Origin of the sequence: Promicromonospora alba (genome assembly GCF_042654905.1) — a bacterium.
GTDB classification, from domain to species: Bacteria; Actinomycetota; Actinomycetes; order Actinomycetales; family Cellulomonadaceae; genus Promicromonospora; species Promicromonospora alba.
The window spans coordinates 315,866-337,982 of record NZ_JBHSFI010000006.1 but is presented as its reverse complement, the minus strand read 5'-3'; the positions used below and the strand labels follow the sequence as shown (position 1 = coordinate 337,982).

Annotated in this window: 22 protein-coding genes; 9 read left to right on the top strand and 13 right to left on the bottom strand. The window is 68.8% G+C overall.

The genetic code is table 11. The annotated features are described in order from the left end of the window. Positions 1-35 precede the first annotated feature (35 nt). Both ACFO6V_RS21210 and ACFO6V_RS21205 read right to left on the bottom strand, forming a co-directional pair. Positions 36-986: an NADP-dependent oxidoreductase gene (locus ACFO6V_RS21210; RefSeq protein ID WP_377138987.1), complete on the bottom strand. Its 951-nt coding sequence runs from the start codon at positions 984-986 to the stop codon at positions 36-38. Positions 987-1,042: 56 nt separating this feature from the next. Continuing rightward, entirely contained in the window at positions 1,043-2,308 is a 1,266-nt protein-coding gene (locus ACFO6V_RS21205) for an amidohydrolase family protein (protein ID WP_377138985.1), read from the bottom strand. A gap of 79 nt (positions 2,309-2,387) precedes the next feature. On the opposite strand from ACFO6V_RS21205, the gene ACFO6V_RS21200 reads away from it, so the two are divergent. Beyond that, a complete protein-coding gene (locus tag ACFO6V_RS21200; RefSeq protein WP_377138982.1) occupies positions 2,388-2,906 on the top strand; it encodes a MarR family winged helix-turn-helix transcriptional regulator in 519 nt (172 codons plus the stop codon). Between the two features lie 15 nt (positions 2,907-2,921). On the opposite strand, the gene ACFO6V_RS21195 is transcribed toward ACFO6V_RS21200, so the two are convergent. Continuing rightward, complete coding sequence (locus ACFO6V_RS21195) at positions 2,922-4,073, bottom strand: zinc-dependent alcohol dehydrogenase (protein ID WP_377138979.1); 1,152 nt, start codon at positions 4,071-4,073, stop codon at positions 2,922-2,924. Between the two features lie 30 nt (positions 4,074-4,103). Beyond that, positions 4,104-4,583 (bottom strand): tautomerase family protein, encoded by a 480-nt coding sequence (locus tag ACFO6V_RS21190; protein ID WP_377138976.1) that lies wholly within the window; start codon positions 4,581-4,583, stop codon positions 4,104-4,106. Between the two features lie 101 nt (positions 4,584-4,684). Between ACFO6V_RS21190 and ACFO6V_RS21185 the strand changes: the two genes are divergently transcribed. Genes ACFO6V_RS21185 through ACFO6V_RS21175 form a run of 3 tightly spaced genes read left to right on the top strand, consistent with a single transcriptional unit; the run spans position 4,685 to position 6,705 of the window. Next, a complete protein-coding gene (locus ACFO6V_RS21185; protein ID WP_377138973.1) occupies positions 4,685-5,281 on the top strand; it encodes a TetR/AcrR family transcriptional regulator in 597 nt (198 codons plus the stop codon). A gap of 60 nt (positions 5,282-5,341) precedes the next feature. Continuing rightward, the gene (locus ACFO6V_RS21180; protein WP_377138970.1) at positions 5,342-6,244 is read left to right on the top strand and encodes an alpha/beta hydrolase family protein; all 903 of its coding nucleotides are present in this window, start codon (positions 5,342-5,344) and stop codon (positions 6,242-6,244) included. Beyond that, on the top strand, positions 6,241-6,705 hold the full coding sequence (locus ACFO6V_RS21175; protein ID WP_377138967.1) for a MarR family winged helix-turn-helix transcriptional regulator: 465 nt from the start codon (positions 6,241-6,243) through the stop codon (positions 6,703-6,705). The genes ACFO6V_RS21180 and ACFO6V_RS21175 overlap by 4 nt, the downstream gene beginning before the upstream one ends. 45 nt (positions 6,706-6,750) lie before the next feature. Here ACFO6V_RS21175 and ACFO6V_RS21170 read toward each other — a convergent pair whose 3' ends face one another. The 5 genes from ACFO6V_RS21170 to ACFO6V_RS21150 form a co-directional block, all read right to left on the bottom strand. Further along, complete coding sequence (locus ACFO6V_RS21170; protein WP_377138964.1) at positions 6,751-8,259, bottom strand: tripartite tricarboxylate transporter permease; 1,509 nt, start codon at positions 8,257-8,259, stop codon at positions 6,751-6,753. After that, a complete protein-coding gene (locus ACFO6V_RS21165; RefSeq protein ID WP_377138962.1) occupies positions 8,259-8,807 on the bottom strand; it encodes a tripartite tricarboxylate transporter TctB family protein in 549 nt (182 codons plus the stop codon). Before ACFO6V_RS21165 ends, ACFO6V_RS21170 begins: the two co-directional genes overlap by 1 nt. After that, a complete protein-coding gene (locus tag ACFO6V_RS21160; RefSeq protein WP_377138960.1) occupies positions 8,797-9,186 on the bottom strand; it encodes a universal stress protein in 390 nt (129 codons plus the stop codon). Before ACFO6V_RS21160 ends, ACFO6V_RS21165 begins: the two co-directional genes overlap by 11 nt. 23 nt (positions 9,187-9,209) lie before the next feature. Further along, on the bottom strand, positions 9,210-10,157 hold the full coding sequence (locus ACFO6V_RS21155) for a Bug family tripartite tricarboxylate transporter substrate binding protein (protein ID WP_377138957.1): 948 nt from the start codon (positions 10,155-10,157) through the stop codon (positions 9,210-9,212). Positions 10,158-10,331: 174 nt separating this feature from the next. Further along, the gene (locus ACFO6V_RS21150) at positions 10,332-11,006 is read right to left on the bottom strand and encodes a GntR family transcriptional regulator (RefSeq protein WP_377138955.1); all 675 of its coding nucleotides are present in this window, start codon (positions 11,004-11,006) and stop codon (positions 10,332-10,334) included. Between the two features lie 120 nt (positions 11,007-11,126). On the opposite strand from ACFO6V_RS21150, the gene acnA reads away from it, so the two are divergent. The 3 genes from acnA (at position 11,127) to ACFO6V_RS21135 (ending at position 15,287) form a co-directional block, all read left to right on the top strand. Then, complete coding sequence (gene acnA, locus ACFO6V_RS21145; RefSeq protein ID WP_377139185.1) at positions 11,127-13,784, top strand: aconitate hydratase AcnA; 2,658 nt, start codon at positions 11,127-11,129, stop codon at positions 13,782-13,784. After that, positions 13,781-14,290: a ribonuclease E activity regulator RraA gene (gene rraA, locus ACFO6V_RS21140; RefSeq protein WP_377138953.1), complete on the top strand. Its 510-nt coding sequence runs from the start codon at positions 13,781-13,783 to the stop codon at positions 14,288-14,290. Before acnA ends, rraA begins: the two co-directional genes overlap by 4 nt. A 76-nt stretch (positions 14,291-14,366) precedes the next feature. Next, a complete protein-coding gene (locus ACFO6V_RS21135) occupies positions 14,367-15,287 on the top strand; it encodes an alpha/beta hydrolase fold domain-containing protein (RefSeq protein WP_377138951.1) in 921 nt (306 codons plus the stop codon). An 821-nt stretch (positions 15,288-16,108) separates the two neighbouring features. On the opposite strand, the gene ACFO6V_RS21130 is transcribed toward ACFO6V_RS21135, so the two are convergent. Together ACFO6V_RS21130 and ACFO6V_RS21125 are read right to left on the bottom strand one after the other, a co-directional pair. Then, positions 16,109-17,347, bottom strand: coding sequence for a beta-ketoacyl-[acyl-carrier-protein] synthase family protein (locus ACFO6V_RS21130; protein WP_377138949.1), 1,239 nt, complete (start codon positions 17,345-17,347; stop codon positions 16,109-16,111). Beyond that, entirely contained in the window at positions 17,344-17,898 is a 555-nt protein-coding gene (locus ACFO6V_RS21125; protein ID WP_377138947.1) for a CGNR zinc finger domain-containing protein, read from the bottom strand. The genes ACFO6V_RS21130 and ACFO6V_RS21125 overlap by 4 nt, the downstream gene beginning before the upstream one ends. Positions 17,899-18,035: 137 nt before the next feature. On the opposite strand from ACFO6V_RS21125, the gene ACFO6V_RS21120 reads away from it, so the two are divergent. Further along, positions 18,036-18,920 carry an alpha/beta fold hydrolase gene (locus ACFO6V_RS21120; RefSeq protein ID WP_377138945.1) on the top strand — a complete coding sequence of 295 codons (885 nt, stop codon included), beginning with the start codon at positions 18,036-18,038 and terminating at the stop codon, positions 18,918-18,920. An 84-nt stretch (positions 18,921-19,004) separates the two neighbouring features. Further along, entirely contained in the window at positions 19,005-19,586 is a 582-nt protein-coding gene (locus ACFO6V_RS21115) for an alpha/beta fold hydrolase (RefSeq protein ID WP_377138942.1), read from the top strand. A gap of 15 nt (positions 19,587-19,601) precedes the next feature. Here the strand turns inward: ACFO6V_RS21115 and ACFO6V_RS21110 are convergent, their stop codons facing one another. Next, positions 19,602-19,964: a MerR family transcriptional regulator gene (locus tag ACFO6V_RS21110; RefSeq protein ID WP_377138940.1), complete on the bottom strand. Its 363-nt coding sequence runs from the start codon at positions 19,962-19,964 to the stop codon at positions 19,602-19,604. A gap of 211 nt (positions 19,965-20,175) precedes the next feature. Then, the gene (locus ACFO6V_RS21105; protein WP_377138937.1) at positions 20,176-22,011 is read right to left on the bottom strand and encodes a pyridoxamine 5'-phosphate oxidase family protein; all 1,836 of its coding nucleotides are present in this window, start codon (positions 22,009-22,011) and stop codon (positions 20,176-20,178) included. Positions 22,012-22,117: the final 106 nt, after the last annotated feature.

The following is a 22,117-nucleotide window of genomic DNA, read 5'->3' as shown; positions in this document are numbered from 1 at the left end:
ATTGCGGACGGTGGATTGCGGGTGGGGCGGGGTCTTCACGCGTCGATCGCGACCACGACCTTGCCGCGGGCGATGCCGGCGGCAAGGGTCGCGAGGCCCTCGATGGCCCGTTCGAGGGGCAGGACCTCTGCCACCTCGACGGTGAGACCGTTGATGGCGGCCAGCGCGGCCAGCGGTGCGGTCGTCTCGCGCACGGGGTTCGCGGAGACCACCTCGCCGGTGGCGTTCGCCGTCGCGAGCGCTTCGTCGGTGACGACGCCGAACGTCGTGCTCGCCACCCGGCCGCCTACGCGGAGCGCCGCGAACGGCACCTGCTCCGGGCTCTGCCCGACCAAGTTGATCAGGACGTCGACACCGTCGGAGTGCTCGGCCCGTACCTGGCCGACGACGGAGCCTGCGGTGTAGTCGATGACCGTGGCGGCTCCGAGCTTGAGCAGGCGCTCCTCGTCCTCCGGGGTGCCGGTGGCCACGACGACGGCGCCACGGGCGGCGGCGAGCTGCACGGCGAAGAGGCCGACGCCCCCGGTCGCGCCGTTGACGAGCACGACCTCGCCCTCCTGCGGAGAGGCCGACTCGATTGCCGCGAAGGCGGCCGACGCGGCCAGGGGCAGCGCGGCGGCGGTGACGAAGTCGAGACCCTCGGGCAAGGGGGTCACCCCGTCACCGGGCAGGACGGCGTAGTCGGCGAGGGTGCCGGCCTGGACCGGTGGGCGCAGGGGCAGGCAGCCGAGGACCCGGTCGCCGGGCGAGACGTGTGTGACGTCCTTGCCAACGGCCTCGACGGTGCCGGCGACGTCGCGTCCGAGCACCAGCGGGTAGGCATGGGCGACTGCTTGTGTCATGTGGCCGGCGGCCAGGATGTTGTCGACGGGGTTGAGGCCTGCGGCCCTGACCTTGACGAGGACGTCGCCGGGTCCGGGCTGTGGGATGTCGAGCTCGCCTAGAACGGGCGGCTGACCGGGGGCGGGGACGTGGAGCGCGCGCATGTGATGTCTCCTTGAGACGACGGGTCTGGTCTGCGGGGTACGGGTGTGCAGGGCGCTCAGCCGCGGACGGCGGCGGCGACCTCGCGGACTGCTGAGGTGACGGCGTCGAGGTCGGTTCGGGCGAGCCGGCCACCGGCCTTCACGACATGGCCGGCCACGAGCACGGTGTCGACGTTTCCGGCGTGGGCGGAGGCGACCACGGCGCCTACCGCGTCGTGGTCCGCGGCGAGCAGGTTCAGGTCGTCGGTGCGCAGGAGCACGAGGTCGGCCTGCTTGCCCGGGGTGATCGATCCGGTGCGGTGGCCCAGGCCGAGGGCGGTGGCGCCGTCGAGGGTCGCCATGCGGAGCACGTCGATTGCGGTGAGGGGTTCCTTGTCGGCGATCTGGCTGCCTACCAGTGCGGCGCGCATGGTGGAGAACATGTCGCCGGCCACGGAGGTGACGGCGTCGACGCCGAGCCCGGTGACGACGCCGGCCTTCCGAAGCCGCCCGATCACGGGTGTTCCGCCGGTGAGCTGCGCCTCCGCCGCGGGGGTGCTGCCCGCGTAGCCGCCGGAGCTTGCGATGAGCTCGAGCTCGCCGTCGTTCAGCGAGCTGCCGTGGATGTAAAGGCTGCCCGCCCGCAGCAGCCCGTGCTCGCGCAGGGCGGTGACGGGCCGCGTGGCGACGGGGCCGCTGCTGACGTGGAACGTCAGGCGCAGCCCCAGCTCGTCGGCCAGCGCCCAGTCCTCCCGGACGACGTCGATCGGTGTGAACGAGGGTCCCACCGGGGCGAGCGCTATCGTGACGCGCGTGTCGTCGTCGGCCAGCCGGGTGGTGCGGACCCGCCGGACGTCGTCGAGGTCACGTGCTCCGTACATGGGGAACCCGTAGCCGAACACCGCGCGGATGCCCGAGTCGGCAAGGGCATCGACGACGGCGTCCGTGTGTGCGGGGGAGTGCAGGGCGTGCGAGAAGTCCATGAGCGTAGTTACGCCCGCGTCGAGGCACTCGAGGGCTCCGGCGAGGGTGGCGGTGCCGACGTGCTCGGCGGTGAAGCGCGGGCCGTACTGGCCCAGGACGCGCTCCAGGTAGGTTTGCAGGTCGACGTCGATCGCGGTAGCGCGTAGGGCCGACTGCCACGCGTGGCGGTGCACGTCGACGAACCCTGGCAGGACGATGTGGTGCGTGGCGTCGATGATCTCAGCGCCGGGGGCGTCGATCCCGGGTCCGACGGCGACGATGTGCTCGCCCTCGACGAGTACGTCGGTCGCGGGCAGGGCGGTGCCTGCCTCGACGTCGATGACGGTTCCGCCGCGGATGACGGTGCGGTTCTGGGGCATGTCCACTACTTCCGATCGAGATCCACCTCTGTGGAAAGCTTTGAAGAAAGCTATCACGAAAGTGAAGTAGGATCGGCACATGTCCTCGCAGAGCGATCCGGTCGACGCCTGGCTCGATGCCTGGCGGGGTGAGCTGAGCGGCGTCGTCCTGCCGTCGTCCGAGCTGACGAAGCGGATCATGTTCGTCTTCAGCGCTCTGGAGGCGACGGTGCGCCGCGAGCTGGCCGAGCTCGAGCTCACCGCGGCGGAGTTCGACATCATCGTCGCGTTGCGCCGCGGCGGCGCTCCCTACCGGATGAAGCCCAACCAGCTCGCTCGTTCCCTCATGCTCTCCAGCGGCGGGACCACCAACGTCACGCACCGCCTGGTCTCGCGCGGGCTGATCGTCCGTGAGGGCGACCCCGCGGACGCCCGCAGCACCTGGCTACAGCTCACCCCCGAGGGTGTGGAGCTCGCTGAGCGCGCCGTCCGGGCCAACGCGGCCGCGCACGACGCGCTCTTCCGGGACACGCCTCCCGCCGTCGTCGAGACGGCCACCGCCGCGCTCCGCGAGCTCTTCGCGACCACTGCGGTACTCGGCGCGAACCAGGCGCGCTGACACGCGCCGAGGCGGTCAGCGGTCGCCGAGATCGAGCGGTGGGCGGTGCAGGACCAGCTTGGTGGTGTGCGCCGCGTAGGTGTCGGTCGCGTCGTCCCAGTCGGCGAGCATGCTCGTGACTCGCTCCGCGGGGAAGTCCGAGGAGGCGATGAAGTCGAGCAGCTCGGGCAGGAGCGGCCGGACGTGTGAGATGCCGATGTTGAGGGTCGCGCTGGTGGCGTACATGTCCATCGCCGGGAGCCGGGTGCCGGGGGAGAGGTAGTAGCCCGTGCCGGTGCAGATTCCTCCTGGGCGCAGGGCCCGGAGTGCGTCGCGCAGCCCCTGTGGGTGTGGCGACGCCTCGACGGCTACGTCGTACCGGCCAGTGGTACGAGGCAGCAGCATCCTCCGGAACGACCTCCGGACCTTGTGAACCGTTGCGCCGAACGACTCGGCGACCTCCAGCCGGGAGTCGTCGTTGTCGAAGTAGTCGACTACGGACGCCCCGTGGGCGACGGCGAGCCCTGCGGCGTACAGGCCGATGCTCTTGCCGCCACCCCCGATCACCAGGACCCGCCCTCCGGGGCGCAGGCGCAGCGGGGGCACGACGGTGCGCCAGGCGTCCGCGAGGTTGTCGCTGGCCGCGGCGACCCGGAGCGGATCGACGCCGGTCGGGACCTTGACGAGCATGTGGTCGGCGTGCGGGATGCGCAGCGAGTCGGCGACCATGCCGCCCCATGCGCCTGAGGTGGACCCGAACCCGAACGCGGCGAGCGTGCCGCCGGGGCTCTCGGCGCGCATGGTGGAGCACTTCGCGGTCAGCCCGAGCCGGCACTCGTAGCAGCTTCCGCACGACACCGACCACGGGACGATCACGATGTCACCCGGGCGGACTCCGACGACGTCGGCGCCGACTGCCGTGACCTGAGCGACGCACTCGTGCCCGATGCCGAACGGGCCGTGGAACGGCACTGGCCCGACGATCGATGCGACCACCGGGTCGATCAGGCCGAGCTTCAGGCCGGCCTGCATAGGGCGGGGGGCGGGCCAGTGCAGCGGCAGGGTGTCGCCGTCGCACCGGCTGGCGACGAACGGCCGGACCAGCGCGTCGGTCGACGAGGCGAGCTCCGGCGCAGGCCTCTCGCGCCACTCCAGTCGACCGGTCCGGACGAGGGTCAGCTCGCGCATGAGGTCCTTTCCATGACGGGGCATCGGCCTTCAGCCGGCAAAGCGTGGGGTTGTCGCGCGAACCGCTGCGGCCTTCTCCTCGGTGAAGACGCCGCTGTCCAGGAGGTCGTGGACCGACAGCGTGCGTCCACGTGATCCCCAGCTGCCCTCGTCGATGACCCGGAAGTTGACCCACCACGCGGGAGACGGCTTCGGCTCGCCGGTCGCGGCGGTCAGCGCGGCGAACACGTTCTCGATCACCCGGCTGCGTACGTCCTGGGGCCAGTGGCTGTCCATGACGGCGACGTCGATGCGCATCACGTCGGCCCCGGTGTCCGCGGCGAGCGCGCCGCCGATCGCGAGCCGGTCGGTGGGCAGATCGAGGAAGTGCACCTGGAAGCCGGCGCGAGCAGGCTCCGCGAGCTGGCCGACCTCGGGTACGAGTACGGCGTCGGTCAGCGTTCGGGCCAGCTCGCGGCGCTGCTCGACGGTAAAGCGGTTCTCCCGTGCGGTCACGGTGATGACGGTCATGGTTCCCCTAGCGCTATGACGATCGTTATATAACGATCGTCATAACCGTACGGTAGGCTCGGCCGCGGGTCAATTAGGGCAGGAGCGAACAGGAGGCGGCCATGAGCGCAGAGCTGCGGACCAGGATGGTCGAGGGTGCCGCGGACCTGATGAGCAGGCGCGGCCTGGGGGCGGCGAGCATGCGTGACCTGGCCCGCCATGCGGGCACACCGCTCGGTTCGACCTACCACTACTTCCCGGGCGGCAAGCTCCAGCTCGCGCTGGAGGCGGTGCAGCTGACCGACGAGCGGGTGAGCACACGGTTGCGTCAGTCTCTCGAGCAGGGCCCGGCGGCCGGGGTGCGCGAGTTCCTGGCGCTCTGGCGGCAGATCGTCATCGACAGCGACTTCGAGGCGGGCTGCCCGGTCCTGTCCGTCGCGGTCACCGAGCCTCGCACTGGCGAGGCTGCAGAGGCCGTGGCCGCGGCCGGGGACGCGTTCGTCCACTGGTGCGACGCCCTGAGCGCCAGCCTGCGCGAGCATGGCGTGACCGCACCTGCCGCCGAGTCGCTCGCACTGCTCATCGTCACCTCCGTCGAGGGCAGCGTGGCGATCTGCCGGGCGGAAGGTTCAACCCGCGCGCTCGACCTCGTCGCCCAGACCATCGAAGGGCTCATCGAGAGCGCCCTCCCGCCGGCCGCCGCCCCGGCCGGGAGCTGATCGGATCCACTGCAGGGGAGGCGGTTGTCCGCGCTGAGCGGCGTCGGCTAGGTTGTTCGCATGCGAACTAATGAAGCCGTGGCACACGTGGACGTGCAGATCCCGGTCGCGGAGGGCCAGCAGGTCACCGGAGGACTGTGGCTACCGGAAGGCGAGGTGCACGGCGCCGTGGTGGTCCACTCGGCGACGGCGACGCCGCAGCGGTTCTACCGGTCCTTCGCCGCGTTCCTGGCCGGCAACGGGTTCGCGACCGTGACGTACGACTACCGGGGCCTGGGACGTTCGGGCGACCCGCGCGAGCACCGGTCGCTGCGCATGCGGGACTGGATGGCGCAGGACGTCCCGGCGGTCGCGGCATGGGCTCGCGCCCGGCTGTCCGAGGTGCCGCACTTCGCTGTCGGCCACAGTGTGGGCGGCCACGCGCTGGCGCTCGGACACGGGACCGACGGCCTGACGGGCTTCGCGATGGTGTCGTCGCACGCAGGTGTCACGGCCGCGATCGACGACCGCAGCGAGCGGTTCCGCGTCGGGATGTTCTTCGCCCTGGCACCGACGCTGAGCAAGGTCCTCGGCTACGCGCCCTCGCGGCTGGCCGGGTTCGGTGAGGACATCCCGGCCGGCGTCGTCCAGGACTGGGCGCCCTGGACCCGGCGGACCGACTACTTCTTCGAGGACCCGACGATGGAGGCCGCGGAGCGGATGCGCCGGGTCAAACTTCCTGTCCTGGCCATCGGGGCCGCGGACGACCCCTGGGCCACGCCTGCCCAGATCGACGCGATCACCGATCACCTGGTGTCGGCGCCGCTCGAGCGACGTACCTACGCGCCGGACGACATCGGAGCGGATCGCGTGGGTCACCACGGGCTGCTGCGCCGCGGCGTCGGCGAGCCCGTCTGGACCGAGATCGTCGAGTGGTTCCGCACTCGCCCGGCTCCGCCGCAGGGAGCTAAGGCGGGAGCATGACGGCCACAGGAGGACGCCGGCCCCGGCTCGTCCTGCAGCTGTTCTCCGCCGAGCGAAGCGTACGGCGCTGGATCGACGCCCGGGCGGGACGCGGGAACGTCGGTGCCGCTGGGGCCGGGGTGCTCTTTCACCTGGCGAAGAACGACCGTGCGCCGGTCGGTGAGATCGCCCGTCAGCTGAACTCGTCCGTGTCCGGTGTGAGCGGCCTGATCGATCGCCTGGCCAAGGCGGGCCTGGTGATCAAGGAAGCTGATCCCGACGACCGGCGGGGTGTGCGGGTCGGTATCACCGAGGACGGCAGGACGTCCGCGGCCGAGGCCGCGGACGTCCTGGCCGAGCTCAACCAGCGCCTGACCTCCGGGTTCTCGCCAGAGGAGCTGGGGACGGTCGGGCGGTGGCTCGACCACGTCCAACAACTCGGCCAGGGCGACGACACCGGGCCGCGTGACGGCCGCCGCTGAAGCGGGGGAGCCGCTCGTCCGAAGCCGGGCGAGCGGCCCCGTCGCTCAGGTGTCGAGGCGGGCCCGGGCACGTACGCGCTGGAGCACGTTGTACCCGATGACGATCACGAAGAGCCCGTACATCACCCAGGTGGTTGGTGAACCGACCAGGACGCTCGGGTTTCCGCCGCTGGAGAGCAGTGCGTTGCGCAGGCTGGTCTCGGCCAGCGGGCCGAGGACCACGCCGATCAGGACCGGTGCGAGCGGGAACTGGTAGCGCCGCAGCAGGAAGCCGACGAAGCCGATCCCGAGGACGAGGAAGAGGTCGGTGATCGACGCGGCCGTCGCGTACACGCCGAGCGCGCAGAACACCGTGATGCCCGCGTAGAGGTACGGGCGGGGGATGAGCAGCAGCTTGGCCCACATCGGCGCGAACGGCAGGTTGAGCACGAGCAGCACCACGAGGCCGACGAAGAGGCTTGCCAGCAGTGTCCACACCAGGTCGGGGTTGCGGTCGAAGAGCAGCGGCCCGGGCTGGAGGCCATACTGCTGGAAGGCCGCGAGCATGATGGCGGCGGTGGCCGACGTCGGCAGGCCCATGGCGAGCAGGGCGCCCATCGCGGTGCCCGAGGTGGCGTTGCTCGCCGCTTCCGGCCCCGCGACGCCACGGATCGCGCCCTTGCCGAACTGCGGGGACCTGCGTCGGGCGTCCAGGCGTCGTTCGGTGCCGTAGGCGAGGAAGGTCGGCACCTCGGCCCCGCCCACGGGGATGATGCCGAACGGCACACCGAAAGCCGTGCCGCGCAGCCATGCAGGCAGCGCCTCGCGGAACTCGTGGCGCGAGAGGTACGGCCTTCCCGTGGATCTTGGCGGTCCGGTGTGGCTGGACCTCCGGCCGTGTCGGGCCGCGACGTGCAGCACCTCGCCCAGGGCCAGGATACCGACCGTGATGATGATGATGCTGATGCCGTCGAAGAGGGACGGCACGTCGAGGGTAAAGCGCTGCGCACCGGATATGCCGTCGATGCCGACCACGGCGAGCGACAGGCCGATCGCGAGGGCGGCGAGCCCCTTGACTATCGAGTCGGAGACGACCGAGGAGGTCGCAAGGAACGCGAAGACGGCGAGCGCGAAGTACTCGGCCGGGCCGAACATGATCGCGAGGTCGGCCAGCGAGGGCGCGAAGAAGACGACGAGCGTGGTGGCGATGATCCCGCCGATGAACGCGCCGATCGCGGCGGTGGCGAGTGCCTGGGGCGCGCGCCCGGCCTGGGCCATGCGGTAGCCCTCGAAGGACGTGGCGATCGCCGTCGACCCGCCGGGGGTGTTCATGAGGATGCCCATGGTGGAGTCGCCGAAGAGCCCGCCGAAGTACACGCCTGCGAACATGATGAACGCGCCGGTGGGGTCGAGGCTGAACGTGACGGGCAGCAGCAGCGCGACAGCCATCGACGATCCGAGGCCGGGCAGGACTCCGACGGCGGTGCCGAGCAGGGCGCCGACGACCACCCACAGCAGGTTCATCGGTGTGAGGGCGCCGGCCAGGCCGCCCATGAGGAGTGACAAGGATTCCATCAGAGGACCCCTTCCAGGACGCCGGAGGGCAGGTTCAGGCCGAGGCCGGCGGAGAACGCCACCTGGATCGCGCAGGCGAAGACCAGGGCGAGGCCGATGTCGAAGTACGTTCGGCGGCTCCCGAGCGCGCGGGACACGAGCCAGAACAAGAGCGCGGCGGAGAAGATCCATCCGACCGGGTTGAGGATGACCGCGAACAGGGCGAACGCGGCCACCACCGTGCCCAGGGTCGGCCAGTTGCTGCTGACCTTGTCCGCAGGGTCGGTCGTGTCGGTGGTACCGCCTGCGCTGCCGGGCCGGCCGTCCACGGGGCTGCGGAAGTGCTGGACGGTCAGGAGCGCGGCGAGGGCGTACAGGACGACGACGAGCAGCATCGGGAAGAACTTCGGCCCAGGGGCCTCAGCGCCCTCCGGGACAGTCATCGTCACGATGCCGACGTTGAGGTAGATCGCGAGCGCGAGCACGAGCCCCGCCATGACCAGCTCGCTGCGTCCGGCCCAGATCGACGGTCGGGTGTCGGTCGCCGGGGTGCTGGTCTCATTTCTCATGACGGTCTGCCTTCACTGCGAGGACCGGGGCGGGGGAGTCGATGATGATCCGCTGGGCGTTCGAGCCCAGCAGGAACTTGCCCACCGAGGTGCGCGGACGGACCCCGACGACCACCACGTCCGGCTCGACGGTATGGACGAGGTCGATGAGCTCTCCGGTGGCGTCGTTGCTCCGGGCGTCGCGGGCCAGCCAGCGGACGTCCAGTCCTTCACCGTCCGGCAGGGGGACTGTTGCCGGGATCGAACGGTCGGGCGCGTCGGAGGCGGCCTCCAGGTCGAAGACGACCAAAGGGAGCTGTTCCCGGCGGGAGATCTGGGCACCGCGCTCGAGCGCGGCCTGCCCTTCGGGGGTGTGCGCGTAGGCGACGAAGACGGTCATTGTCTGCTCCTGAGGGTTCGTGGTCAGTAGCCGAGCTCGGCCCAGATGCCGTCGACGAGCTCGGTCTCCTCGTCGAGATTCCTGGCGAAGTCGTCACCGATCAGCGAGGTGTCCGTCCACTGGTTCCGCGCGAGGGCGTCACGCCACTCCGGGGTATCGATGAACTCGGCGGCGATGGACTCCAGCTCGGCCTTCTCGGCGTCGGAGATACCCGGCGGCGCGACCAGGCCCCGCCAGTTGGTCAGCGAGACGTCGTAGCCCTCCGCGATGAGGGTAGGCGCGTCGATCCCCGGGACCGGCTCGGGTGCGGACACGGCGAGGATGCGCAGGTTTCCGGCCTCGACCTGGTCGGCGAAGTCCTGGTAGCCGCTCACGGACGCCTTGATGGTGCCCGACAGCAGGGACACGGCAAGCTCGCCACCACCGGAGTAGGCGATGTAGTTCACCGCTGTCGGGTCGATGCCGTCCTGGCTGGCCATCTGCGTGATGATCATCTGGTCGACGCTGCCGAGCGACCCGCCGCCGAACGGAAAGTCGTTCGGGTCGGCGCGCCACTGCTCCATGAGGTCACCGATGGTCATGATCTCGGAGTCGGCAGGCACGACGACGACGTCGTAGTCGTCGGTCAGCCGGGCGATCGGGGTGACCTCGTCGACGCTCACGTCCGACCCGTTGACATGGGTCGCACCGAGCATCGTTATGCCCATCATCATGAGCGTCGACGAGTCCCCTGACATCTGTGTCAGCTCGGACAGGCCGATCGTGCCGCCCGCACCAGGGATGTTCACGACCTGGGCGTTGTTCGCGATGCCGTTCGCGCGGATAGCCTGCTGGGCCTCACGCGCCGCGCTGTCCCACCCGCCCCCGGCGCCGGCGGGCGCGATGATCGTCAGGTTGTTGCGAGCGTCCTGGCCGCTGCCTCCGCGTGCCGCGTCCGCGAACGCGTACCCGGCGATCGCGATGGCGACCATGCCGGCCAAGATCCTTGCGACGAGTCGGGCCGGAGTCGGGGCACGCCGTGTCTGCTGCGTCTCCGCTGCCATGAGGAAGCACCTTTGCTGTCTCGAGGACCGGGCTGAGGACCACCCGGATTCGGAGCAACTTATAAGATATAGCGGTGCTCGTCCAGTCTCGCGGGAGACGGCTCAGGCGTCAGCGTCCTCCAGGGCGGAGATCGCACGACGGACGAGACTGCTGCGGATGTGCATCCGGGTGACCAGCTCGGCCTCTACGGGGTCGCCGTCCGCGACGGCGGTGAAGATCGCGCGGTGCTCGGAATCGACCCGCGCCACGACCTCGTCGCCGCGCTCGTCTGGTCCGCCCGCCCGGAGCCCTACGAGCCGGTACCGGTCGGCCTTGTCCCACAGGCGTTCGAGGATGTCGACGAGGACGTCGTTGCCAGATGCCCGGTACACGGCCCGGTGAAACTCACGGTGGTTCAGCAGTGCCTCGACGCTGGAGTCGGCCCGGATGGCGACCAGGTTGTCGAGCGCACGCTCGATATCGGCCAGATCCTGCGGATTTCGTCGCTCGGCGGCGAGGGCTGCCGCGAACGGGTCGATCCGCTCGCGCACCTCGTGCAGGTGCTTCGCCTCGCCGGCGCTGAGCCCTGCGACCCGGGCGTCACGGTGGGCGGAGAGCTCGACCAGGCCCTCGGACGTCAGGCGGCGAATCGCTTCCCGCAGCGGCGTGGTGCTCAGCCCGAGCTGGTGAGCGAGCTCGCCCTGCGGGATGACGGCGCCCGCGGCGAGCTCGCCCGAGAGGATCCGCGACCGCAGCTCGGTGTACGCGTAGTCGTTCTTGGTGAGGATGCCGGGCAACGCGCGCTCCTTGGGGCGAGGCGGAGCCGCACCGCGTCGGTGCTGTGCAGCAGGGTCAGCGTACCGCCTCACTACATCGTATAGATTATAAGATCGGAGACGAACGGAGCCCAGGTGCGTATGACACATGACGAGGTTGTCCCGATCGGGACACCGACCCTGACGGACGGCGAAGGTACCCGCGAGGCCGTGCACGTGGACCTTCCCGCGGTGCTCGGGCGCGACGGCCGGCGGTTGCCCACGGTCCTACGCCTCCTGGCGGAGAACATCGTGCGACGATCCGCGCCCGAGGAGCGTGAGCGCGCCCTGGCGGCGCTTCGCGACTGGACGAGAACGCGTACCAGCGGCGCCGAGATCGAGTTCTGGCCGAGTCGTGTCCTCATGCACGACACCACCAGCACGCCCGCGCTGGTCGACATCGCCGCTCTGCGTGACGCGGTCGCCGCCCGAGGGGGTGACGCGCGCAGCCTGAACCCGGTGCTCCCGGTCGAGGTCTCGATCGACCACTCGCTCGCAGTCGAGGAGTACGGCCGCCCCGACGCGCCCGCGCGCAACATGCGCCACGAGCTGCGGCGCAACCGCGAGCGGTACCGGTTCCTGCGATGGGCGGCCGAGTCGATGGCGAACGTGCACGTCAACCCACCGGGCACCGGCATCATGCACACGATCAACCTGGAGCAGCTGGCGACGGTGGTGACCACCGAAGATCGGGCAGGCCGTACCTGGATCGTGCCCGACATGATGATCGGGACTGACAGCCACACGCCGATGATCAACGGTCTGGGGGTGCTCGGCTGGGGTGTCGGCGGGCTTGAGGCCCAGACGGTCACGTTCGGCATGCCGATGTCCCTGCGCATCCCCGACGTCGTCGGCGTGCGGCTCGCGGGCGCCCTGCCGTCCGGTGTGCTCGGTACCGATCTCGCGCTGACCGTCACGCAGGAGCTGCGCGCGGTGGGCGTCACCGGCGAGTTCGTGGAGTTCTACGGTCCGGGCGTCTCGACGCTGTCAGTCGGCACGCGGGCCGTGGTCGCGAACATGGCTCCCGAGTACGGAGCCACCACCGGCTACTTCCCCGTCGACGACCGGGTGCTCGACTACCTGCGGCAGACCGGCCGCAGCGAGGAGCACATCCGGCTCGTGCGCGAGTACTGCGAACGCACGGAACTCTGGTTCGACCCGCTGGCGGAGCCCGTCTTCACCAGGACCGTCGAGATCGACCTGTCCACGGTGGTCACCTCTGTGGCCGGCCCTCGCCGGCCGCAGGACCGGCACACTCCCGAGCAGGTCCCAGCGCTGCTGCACTCAGCGAGCGGGCGCACACCCGTGCCTGCCGCAGACGGCGAGCTCCCGCGGTTCCCGGTCGCGATCGCCTCGATCACCAGCTGCACGAACACCACCGACCCGGCGCTCCTGATCGCCGCCGGACTGCTGGCCCGGAACGCACGCCGGCACGGCCTGACCGTTCCGCACTGGGTGAAGACGTCGCTCGCGCCGGGGTCGCCGACAGCGGCGACCTACCTTCGCCGTGCGGGCCTCACCGACGACCTGGCCGCTGTCGGGTTCGACATCGTCGGGTTCGGTTGCGCCACGTGCATCGGCAACTCGGGAGCGCTCACCCCGGCAGTCCTGGCGGGGCAGGAGCGCGGCAGCGCCCCGGTGGCGATCCTGTCCGGCAACCGGAACTTCCCCGGTCGGGTCCATCCGGACCTCGACCTGGGCTTCCTGATGTCACCACCGCTCGTCGTGGCGTTCGCCCTGGCCGGCGACGCGGCAGTGGACATCACCTCCGCAGTGCTCGGCACCGCGCCGGACGGCACACCCGTCCGCCTCGCCGACATCTGGCCCGACCACGCCGAGATCGAGGCGACCGCCGCCGCCGCGATCAGCCCCGGGGACTACGCGCGCGACTTCGCCCACGCGACGGTGAACCCGATGTGGGCCCGGATCGACGCCCCGACAGGAGACCTGTTCCCCTGGGACGAGCGCTCGACGACCCTCGTGCGGCCGCCGTTCGCGGACGACCTGTCGAACATGCTCGGCCAGTACACCGCCCACCCCCTGCTGGTCCTCGGCGACGACGTCACCACCGACCACATCTCGCCCGCCAGCGCGATACCGGCCGACAGCCTCGCTGCCGACTACCTCGTCGAGCGGGGGGAGCCAAGCGACGATCTCAACGTGTTCGCCTCCCGACGAGGCAATTGGGAGGTCATGGTCCGTGGCGCGTTCGCCAACAGGTCGCTGCGGAACGCACTCGCTCCTGATGCCCCGCTCGCACACACGGTGCACGCTCCCAGCGGCGAAGTCATGCCGATCTTCGATGCCGCCGCGCGCTACGCGGAACACGGCGAACCGGTGGTGGTGATCGCTGGTGAGCGGTACGGCATGGGTTCCTCGCGAGACTGGGCGGCCAAGGTGCAGCGTCTGCTCGGTGTGCGCGCCGTACTGGCCTCCGGGTTCGAGCGGATCCACCGCTCCAACCTCGTCGGGATGGGAGTCCTGCCCCTCATCGTCCCGGAACGGTGGCGCGACGAGGTCAACCGGACAGCGGTCGGCGACACCGTGACCGTCGACGCTCGTGCCGACGAACTGGGCACACATGCCGACGTTCCGGTGACGCTGCGACGCGCCGACGGGACGGCGACGACGTTCCTCGCCCAGGCCGCGGTCGAGACCGCACACGAGGTCCAGCTCCTGCGCCACGGCGGCGTTATCCCGGCCATCCTCGCCCGGACCCTCGAGGCCGGCTCCACGACACAAGACAGGACGACAGCATGACCACCTCCTTCGACAGCACCTCCACTTCGAGCGTCGCCCCTCAGGTCAGCACTGCTGACCTGTACGACGAGCACGGCGACACGCTGCAATCGGTGACCACCCAGTTCATCTCCTTCGGAGGCCGGACCAGTTTCCACGGGCCGGCCAGGACCCTCCGCAGCTACGAGGACAACCTGCTCCTCAAGGAGCTGGTCGCATCGGACGGCGCAGGCGGCGTCCTCGTCGTCGACGGCGGCGGGTCCCTGCGGTGCGCGCTCCTCGGCGACAACATGGCCCGTCGGGCACTGGACAACGGCTGGTCCGGACTGGTCATCCTGGGCGCCGTCCGCGACCGGGACCAGCTCGCCCGGCTCGACATCGGGGTCAAGGCACTAGGCACCAATCCCCGCCGGAGCCGCAAGAAAGGCGAGGGAACCGTCGACGATGTCGTGACCATAGGAGAAGCCGAGATCCGGCCAGGAGCCCACCTCTACTGCGACACCGACGGAATCCTTGTCGAACGTTGACGACAAATCCGGCGTCAATGACGCTCGCGAAGGCGAACGGGATTACGGTGGCGCAAAGCCCTCCCAGGAGCGAACCGTGTCATTGACCATGGACCTGACGCGCGCACTGCTGCGCCTGAGACCGAATCCTTTCCGCACGGTCGCGAGCATGCGGAAGTCCGCCTCCCGCTCCCGCCCGGATGCTCCTGTCCCGGAAGCATTGCGGCGTTCCTTCTCCGTCACCGCCGATACGGTCCGCGGCCACGAGGTCATCATGCTGACCCCGAGGACGGGCGGCGTCACAACCGACCTCGTCTACACCCATGGCGGCGCCTACATCCACCCGCTGCTTGGCGTGCACTGGCAGATCATCGCGGCGCTGATCCACGGGACGGGGGCTCGGGTCACTGTTCCGCTCTACGGCCTCGCGCCCGAGCACACGGCCGACGACGCCTACCAGTTTCTCGAAGATGTCTATCGGACAGTGTCCGAGCGGGCCGGGAGCGCTCCGGTGTTCCTCGTCGGTGACTCCGCCGGGGCGGGCCTGGCCATCGGCCAGGCGATTCTCTACCGGGAGAAGGGCATACGGGCGCCGAACGGCCTGCTTCTGTTCTCCCCGTGGGTCGATGTCACGATGAGCAATCCCGGTATCGCGGCCGTCACCGGCCTCGACCCCATCCTCGCTCCGGAGGGGCTCGCCGCCGCGGGAGCGGATTGGGCGGGACGCCGAGACATCACCGACCCCCTCGTCAGTCCGCTATTCGACACCCTTGAGAGCCTGCCGCAGACCTCCATCTACCAGGGGGGTCACGACATCTTCCTGCCCGATGCGAAGAAGTTCGCAGCCAAGGCCAAGGCCGCTGGTACCAGGGTGGACCTACGGATCTACCCCGCTGCATTCCACGTCTTCGTCGCTGCGCCGTGGACCCCGGAAGCCCGCCATGCGCTGCATCATGCGGCCGACCGCATCGCCGCAGGGCGATCAAGGGAGGATGAGCCGGACAGGACCGGGACTTGACTGGCATCCACTTAGTCTCCAGAAATAGCCGCTGCTGTTCCGAAGTGTTCCGGGGTATGCTCGGAGGGTCAGCAAGGAGAATCCTTGGAAATCCAAGGGAATCCAGGCTTTCCCAAGTCGAGGAGTAGCGGCACGGGGGCTCTTTTCGGCTCCCAGAGGTCGCAGGTTCAAATCCTGCCCCCGCTACAAAGGAAGGGCCCTAACCAGTGCAGATGCACAGGTTAGGGCCCTTCGGTTTTGATCCAGGTCACCAGAAACTCACCACATTGCCCCCGGTTGGGCGAAGTGGCGCCCGGCATACACGCTGGTCGGGGTGTCGGGCGCGGCACGAGAATCGGAGCATTGAACCGGGCGGTCTCAGGTACAAGTCTCCTTGAGCGTTGCGGTGTGTGTTGCCCAGCATGCCCGCTAAGGAATGTCGCTCCATCGTCGAGCACCTCGCCGACACCAGACCCGCACAGGTCGAGGAGTCGATCCGCTTTGCGGACGGGGCACTGGCCGCCGCAGGGCACGCCGCGAACGGAACTCAGGTTCGCGCTGATGCCCGCCGCGCCCTGCGCGGAGAGATCTCCTTCGACGAGGCAGTCAAGCGGGCTGCCGCACGGGCACGAAAAGCCGAGCGGACCCGAGTGGCAAGCTGAACGTGAGGTTCCACACCTGGGAGTCATACTTCTACCCCGGCACAGAAAGTCCTGCGGAATAAAGCTTGCACGGGGCTAACCCTATGTAGGCCGACCTTCATGAAGAGGAATGTGGCGCCCCGGCCGAACCCGTAGTGGGCTACGTCGCGACCGGGTCCAGACTCGCATCGCGGACCTCGTTCAGCTGGCGGCCGGTGGGGGAGTGAAGACGACCGATGCGTTGTGCCCACCAAATCCGAACGAGTTGGAGATGACCGGACCCGGCTCCCACGCGCGCCCTGTCGTGACGATGTCGATATCCATCTCGGGATCTGGGTCGGTGACCCCGACCGTCGGGGGGAGTGTGGCGGTTGCGTACGTCATGGCAACTGCTACAGCCTCGACGGCGCCCGCGGCGCCGAACGAATGGCCGGTGACGCCCTTGATGCTCGTGACGGGTGGGCGGTGCGCGCCGAACAGCGTCGCGATGGCGCGGGCTTCAGCGAGATCTCCCGCGGGCGTCGACGTCCCGTGGGCATTGACGTGCGCGACGTCGGACGGGACGAGCTCCGCGTCGTCGATCGCCTCGGTCATGCACCGCAGCGCCCCTGCGCCCTCGGGGGAGGGCGCGGTGAGGTGATGCGCGTCCGACGTGGAGCCGGATCCGGCCACGATCATGTAGATCCGTGCCCCTCGAGCCAGGGCGGACTCCAGAGGCTCCAGTACGAGGATCCCTGCCGTCTCCGACGCGGCGAGCCCGTCTCGGGCAGTGTCGAACGGGCGGGAGAACCCGGTGGGGCTCAGGGCCCGCATGTTGCGGAAGCCGGCGACGCATGTCGGAGTCAGGCTGTGGTCGGCTCCACCGGAGAGGACGACGTCGGCGCGGCCTTCTGCGATAAGGCGTGCACCCATGGCGATGGCGTCGGTGGCTGATGCGCAGGCCGTGGTGATCGTCTGCGCCGGCCCCTGGATGCCGTACCGGAGGCTCAGCGCCGCTGCGGGGGCGTTCGGCATCGTCATCGGCACGGTGAACGGTGACACCAGCCGGTCTCCGCGCTCGGCTCGCACGCCCATCTGTGCCTCGAGCGTGTCCACTCCGCCTATGCCGGTGCCGAGGGTGATCGCGATGCGCGTCTGATCGATGCCGTCCGTCAGGAGCTGCGACTCTGTGGAGCTGGGTGCAGCCGCGGGATCCGCGAGCAGCCCTGCATCAGTGAGGGCTTCGTGGGCAGCTGCGACGGCGAGATGGGAGACCCTGTCGAGTCGTCTCGCCGTGCGATGGTCCATCCACTCGGAGGCCTCGAACTCTTCGATCGTCCGGACGGTGCGCGGCGGCGCGCTCTGGAAGAGACTCGCCCAGAACGCCTCGACCCCGACACCGCCGGGCGCCACGACACCGATCCCGGTCACCGCGACTTTGCGCAGTACTCGGTTCCTCACTTCGCCCCCTCGCTCTCGGCGCGTTGTTTGGCCTTCTCGTCGCTCACGTAGCGACGGTAGTGACGAGCGGACTTGGTCCGGTTGCCGCACGTCTCCATCGAGTGCCAGCGTCTGCGGCCGTTCTTCGAGGTGTCGTAGAAGTACAGGACGCAGTCCGGATGGGCGCACTGTCGTATCCGGTCGGGATGCGTCGCGAGAAGTTCGGTGAATGCCCGTGCCGTGAGCCAGGCCGCGCCCCACCCCGGATCCACGGAGGGCGTCGTCGTGGGTCGTCCAGCCGTGACTGTGATGCTCTCGCGCCCGTGGGACAGGACTGCGTTCATGCGGGCATCCGCGTCCGTGCCGGGGGAGTCCAGGAGCGATCGGATCGCGGTCCTTGAGGCCCGCAGCGCATCGACGTCCTCCTCGCCCGGGTCGAACCCGTACTCGCGGAGCCAGAGCTCGGGCGCTCCTTCTGCGGCGAGGAAGTCGACCTGGTCGCCGTCGGCGATCCATTCGGTGTTCACGAGGTCGAGCGAGATCGTCTCGCCGACCAGCAGTCGTTCCAACATCCGCCCATCTTACCATCTAAGTGATGTTGACAGGTTAGAGACGATCTGCCTACGGTCCTAACCGTTCACAGATTTTTTGGCGGTTGCAACACCGCTGTGAGCTCACCTCCATAACCCCTCTCACAAGGAGAATCACCGTGACCACGTCATCGCCCGTTCCCGTCGTCGAGTACAAGGTCGAGAACTTCGACGGCATCGAGATCTTCTACCGCGAGGCCGGCCCGCGGAACGCACCCGTCGTGCTGCTGCTGCACGGCTTCCCCACCTCGTCGCACATGTTCCGCAACCTGATCCCCTACCTCGCCGATCGCTTCCGCGTGATCGCGCCCGACCTGCCGGGCTACGGTCAGAGTTCTGCCCCGGACCACACCGAGTTCGCGTACACCTTCGACAACGCGGCCGACCACGTGCAGAAGCTCCTGGACCGTCTGGGCATCACCCGCTACGCGGTGAACGTCTTCGACTACGGCGCACCGACCGCCTGGCGCCTCGCGCTCGCACACCCCGACGCCATCACCGCACTGATCGTGCAGAACGGCAACGCCTACGACGAGGGGCTGGACAACGACTTCTGGGCGCCCATCAAGCGCTACTGGGCCGACCAGAGCGACGAGAACCGCGACGCCCTGCGCAGCCTGCTCACCATCGAGACGACGAAGTTCCAGTACACCGACGGCATGGCGCACCTCTCGCGCATCTCGCCGGACAACTGGATCACCGACCAGGCGCTGATGGACCGGCCGGGCAACGACGAGATCCAGCTCGACTACTTCCTCGACTACGGCACCAACCCGGGCCTCTACCCTGCGGTGCAGGAATGGCTGCGCGACAAGCAGCCGCCGACGCTCATCGTCTGGGGCTCGAACGACGTCATCTTCCCTGAGGCGGGCGCCCACCCCTACAAGCGCGACCTGAAGGACATCGAGTTCCACGTGTTCGACAGTGGGCACTTCCTGCTCGAGGACCGTGCCGACGAGGTGTTCCCGCTCATCCACGACTTCCTCGGGCGCAAGATCAGCTGAGGTCAGTCACGACAGAGCTGCATCCCGGGTGTCGCGCGTCGACCCCGGGATGTGGCGCGTCTCCCAACCGAAGCAAGGATGGCCGTGCAACTGAACTGGGGCAAAGAAGTCCTGCACTATACGGACGAGGGAACAGGTGATGCCGTCCTCTTCATCCACGGGCTCGGAGGGAACGCCAACAACTGGCTTCACCAGCGCCGTGCCCTGGCGCTGCACCACCGAGTGATCGCGTTGGACATGCCCGGTCATGGGCGATCTTCGGGCATGGGCGTTGCATTCGAGAACTACTGGGCGGCCGCCGCGGCCGTGCTCGACCACGTAGGTGTCGAGTGCGTCTCCACCGTGGGGCTGGCCATGGGGGCACGGGTGGGGATCGCGCTCGCCGGGCGGCGGCCCGACCTCGCCAGACGGCTGACCCTGGTCAATGCCTACCTCACGCTTCCCCCGCTCGACCACGCGCGGCGCGTCGAGCTCGACATCCCGGTCCAGATCATGGTGGGAGAACAGGACCACCTCGTTCCCGCATCGTGCACCGAAGAGTTGCTCGCGCTAGCCAGGCACCCCCACCCGCACCGCTTCCCCAGTAGCGGCCATCTGCCCTACCTTGAGGAGCCCTCCTCCTTTAACCTCGTGCTGGAGAAGTTCCTCCACGACGAAACAGGATGACGGGGCGGCACGCGATCAAGCGACGCGCGATTCGGCCACGGCGTTCAGATAGCTGTCCAGGGCTCGCAGATTCTGTGACAACAGGGCGACGCGCTCCTGGAGGCGATCCCGTTCGACGGCGATCCTGTGCACGAAGTCCGGATCGTCGTACTTGGAGCACGCGGCCTCGGCCAGGCATGGCAGCACCTCGCGGATGATCTCGGTCGTCAGACCGGCCCCGAGGAGACCTCGAATCTGCTCGACCTGGGCGACCATCGCCTCGTCGTAGACGCGGTACCCGTTCTCCTCACGCCGGGGCGACAGCAGACCCTGCTCCTCGTAGTAGCGAAGGAGCCGCGTGGAGACTCCGACGCGGTCGGCAAGCTCTTTGATTCTCATCGGGCTCCTCCCGGATCTTCCTTCACATGGGTGTCAAGGTTCTACCTTAGCAAGACCGAGACACACGGACGATGAAGGAACGTGGCGCTCGGCATGCGCTCTCGGCCGGGATGGATCGTGAGGGGCTGCTCGGAAGCGTGTGACGGGACCTTGGATCCGCGATACGTGTACCTCCAACCGCTTCTTGTGCCGGGCCGCTGGCAACAGCGCTCTAGTAGTCGAAGTTCACGACACTCACGTGTTCGCCGTCCAGCCATTCCAGAAGAGACCTTCGCAACCCTGCTCCGGCGCACACGCGGAATCGCCTGCGCCCCTCGGTTCCGGCGCCCACGACGTCGTTCCGTCTGATTCTTCTGGTGTGGATGTCGGCCCCGAGTCGAGCCAGCGTCTGCAGAGCACTCTGCCTGCCTGCGTCCACGGCGTCGGTCACGAACAGAGAGACCCCCAGCTCCGTCCCGCCGGCGTGTTCGAGGAGGTCGACAGCGAGCGGCAGATCATCGGCTCGCAGGCTCCACAGGAGCGACAAGGACCCTTCGGATGCGGCTTTCCTTCCCACGCGCGCCATAAAGGGTGTGATCCCGATGCCGCCGGCCACCAGGACGAGGTCCTCATCCGGTGCCTGGAGATCCTCTTCTCCTTCGAACTCGAGGACGGGAACCGTCAGCTCTGATCCGGGGACCCATCGCGTCAGGAAGCGCGTGACCGGCCCGTGCTTTCGGACCGTGATGTCGAACTCGACTCCGTCCAAGGAGTCCGGCCGGTCCGCGTCCGTCTGTGCCGATCGACGCACGGGTGCGCTCGAGATGGTGAAGGACCTGATGTAGTCGTCGTTGAGCGACGTGGGGTCGTGGTCGCGCATGTGCGACCATCCCCGATCGAGGTGAGCCGAGAAGTCGAGCGTGACGTGCTGCCCCGGCCGCCACAGGGCGAGGCGTGAAAACTCTTCCATCGCGCGCGAGGAGGAAGGATCGGGCGACAGCCGGAAGGTGTGGCGAGAGACCGTAGGAGTGATCCGGGACGAGCGGATCAAGGTCGCCATCGCGATTGCCCTGGACCGTCCATCCGCGCCGTCGATGGCTTCGGTGAAATCGTCTGTCGCGCGGATCTCTCTTGCCAACTGGCGCACCGGCGGGTTGTACGGAGAAGAGTCCAACAGGCGCCCTCGGAACGGTAGCCCTTCGCTCACGAAGCGGGCCGCCTCCACCGTGACCTTGACGGCGACCTTGCTGTGGGGCAGCACCGCTGTCGCCTCGGCGCCGATGAGAACCTCTGCTCGCCCGGTGAGGTACAGAACGTCCCCGGTCTCGAAGTCGGGGAAGGTGATCCCGACAGCCGGATCGGTCTGCAGATTTCCGAGCGTCTGGAAGAGACGGTTTCCCGAGTACTCCGGGTAGACCAGGCTCACCCCCTCATCGGTGGAATTGCTGAAGACCCGCACGAACCCCGGCGCCCCGCCCCGGTTGTTCGTGTCCATGCTCTCCGCGCCGTGCCGGCTGGAGAGGAAGAAGATGTCCGACCTGCCGATGAGGTCCACGGCCTCGTGGGCCAGCGGGAGCGAGTCGCTGACCAGGCGAGGGGATGCCATGTGGGTCCAGACGGTCTTCCTGTTCAGGTACTTCGGGCAGTTGCCGAGAGTCTCCTCGATGGCCACGGCCATCTGCACGTCCACACGGGTCGGATCTTCCAGATCGGTCTCGATCGTCGCCGTCTCGTTCGCCAGGACGATCCCACGGAGCATCCGGCCTGCGAGCTTGACTCGCGTCCTCTCTTCCAGGTTCATCGCCAGACCGGCGACCATCTTCCCTCCGGCGTGATCGACGACGCTCCCGTCCTGGGTGCTCGAGAACAGTGCCTCCAGGACGGGATCGAGCCCCGCCCACCCGAAGCCGTCTGCCTCACTTCGGGGTTCGAGATGTGCGGACGATCTCAATGCGAGCACTCCTTCAGCAAGGGGCCTGATCACTCCTGCACTTCCTCCGAGGACCGTCGTCCAGATCCGGTCGGCCCGATCGACGGTTCCCAGTGCGAGAAGCGGGCTGCGCGTCATCCAGAGTGCGTATGCGCTGGGCAGGCCCGGGATCGTCGGATTGTCCTGCGGGGGCACCCCGAGAACGCTGTGCATCGCCGCTTCGCCGGGGTGCCACTGACCTTGC

Coding starts and splice junctions, on each gene's coding strand:
- ACFO6V_RS21160 (WP_377138960.1), bottom strand. CDS start 9,186: ATGACCGTCTTCGTCGCCTACGCGCACACCCCCGAAGGGCAGGCCGCG.
- ACFO6V_RS21200 (WP_377138982.1), top strand. CDS start 2,388: ATGTCCTCGCAGAGCGATCCGGTCGACGCCTGGCTCGATGCCTGGCGG.
- ACFO6V_RS21155 (WP_377138957.1), bottom strand. CDS start 10,157: ATGGTCGCCATCGCGATCGCCGGGTACGCGTTCGCGGACGCGGCACGC.
- ACFO6V_RS21205 (WP_377138985.1), bottom strand. CDS start 2,308: ATGCCCCAGAACCGCACCGTCATCCGCGGCGGAACCGTCATCGACGTC.
- ACFO6V_RS21125 (WP_377138947.1), bottom strand. CDS start 17,898: ATGTTGGAACGACTGCTGGTCGGCGAGACGATCTCGCTCGACCTCGTG.
- ACFO6V_RS21180 (WP_377138970.1), top strand. CDS start 5,342: ATGCGAACTAATGAAGCCGTGGCACACGTGGACGTGCAGATCCCGGTC.
- ACFO6V_RS21190 (WP_377138976.1), bottom strand. CDS start 4,583: ATGACCGTCATCACCGTGACCGCACGGGAGAACCGCTTTACCGTCGAG.
- rraA (WP_377138953.1), top strand. CDS start 13,781: ATGACCACCTCCTTCGACAGCACCTCCACTTCGAGCGTCGCCCCTCAG.
- acnA (WP_377139185.1), top strand. CDS start 11,127: ATGACACATGACGAGGTTGTCCCGATCGGGACACCGACCCTGACGGAC.
- ACFO6V_RS21105 (WP_377138937.1), bottom strand. CDS start 22,011: ATGACGCGCAGCCCGCTTCTCGCACTGGGAACCGTCGATCGGGCCGAC.
- ACFO6V_RS21170 (WP_377138964.1), bottom strand. CDS start 8,259: ATGGAATCCTTGTCACTCCTCATGGGCGGCCTGGCCGGCGCCCTCACA.
- ACFO6V_RS21210 (WP_377138987.1), bottom strand. CDS start 986: ATGCGCGCGCTCCACGTCCCCGCCCCCGGTCAGCCGCCCGTTCTAGGC.
- ACFO6V_RS21110 (WP_377138940.1), bottom strand. CDS start 19,964: ATGAGAATCAAAGAGCTTGCCGACCGCGTCGGAGTCTCCACGCGGCTC.
- ACFO6V_RS21165 (WP_377138962.1), bottom strand. CDS start 8,807: ATGAGAAATGAGACCAGCACCCCGGCGACCGACACCCGACCGTCGATC.
- ACFO6V_RS21175 (WP_377138967.1), top strand. CDS start 6,241: ATGACGGCCACAGGAGGACGCCGGCCCCGGCTCGTCCTGCAGCTGTTC.
- ACFO6V_RS21195 (WP_377138979.1), bottom strand. CDS start 4,073: ATGCGCGAGCTGACCCTCGTCCGGACCGGTCGACTGGAGTGGCGCGAG.
- ACFO6V_RS21185 (WP_377138973.1), top strand. CDS start 4,685: ATGAGCGCAGAGCTGCGGACCAGGATGGTCGAGGGTGCCGCGGACCTG.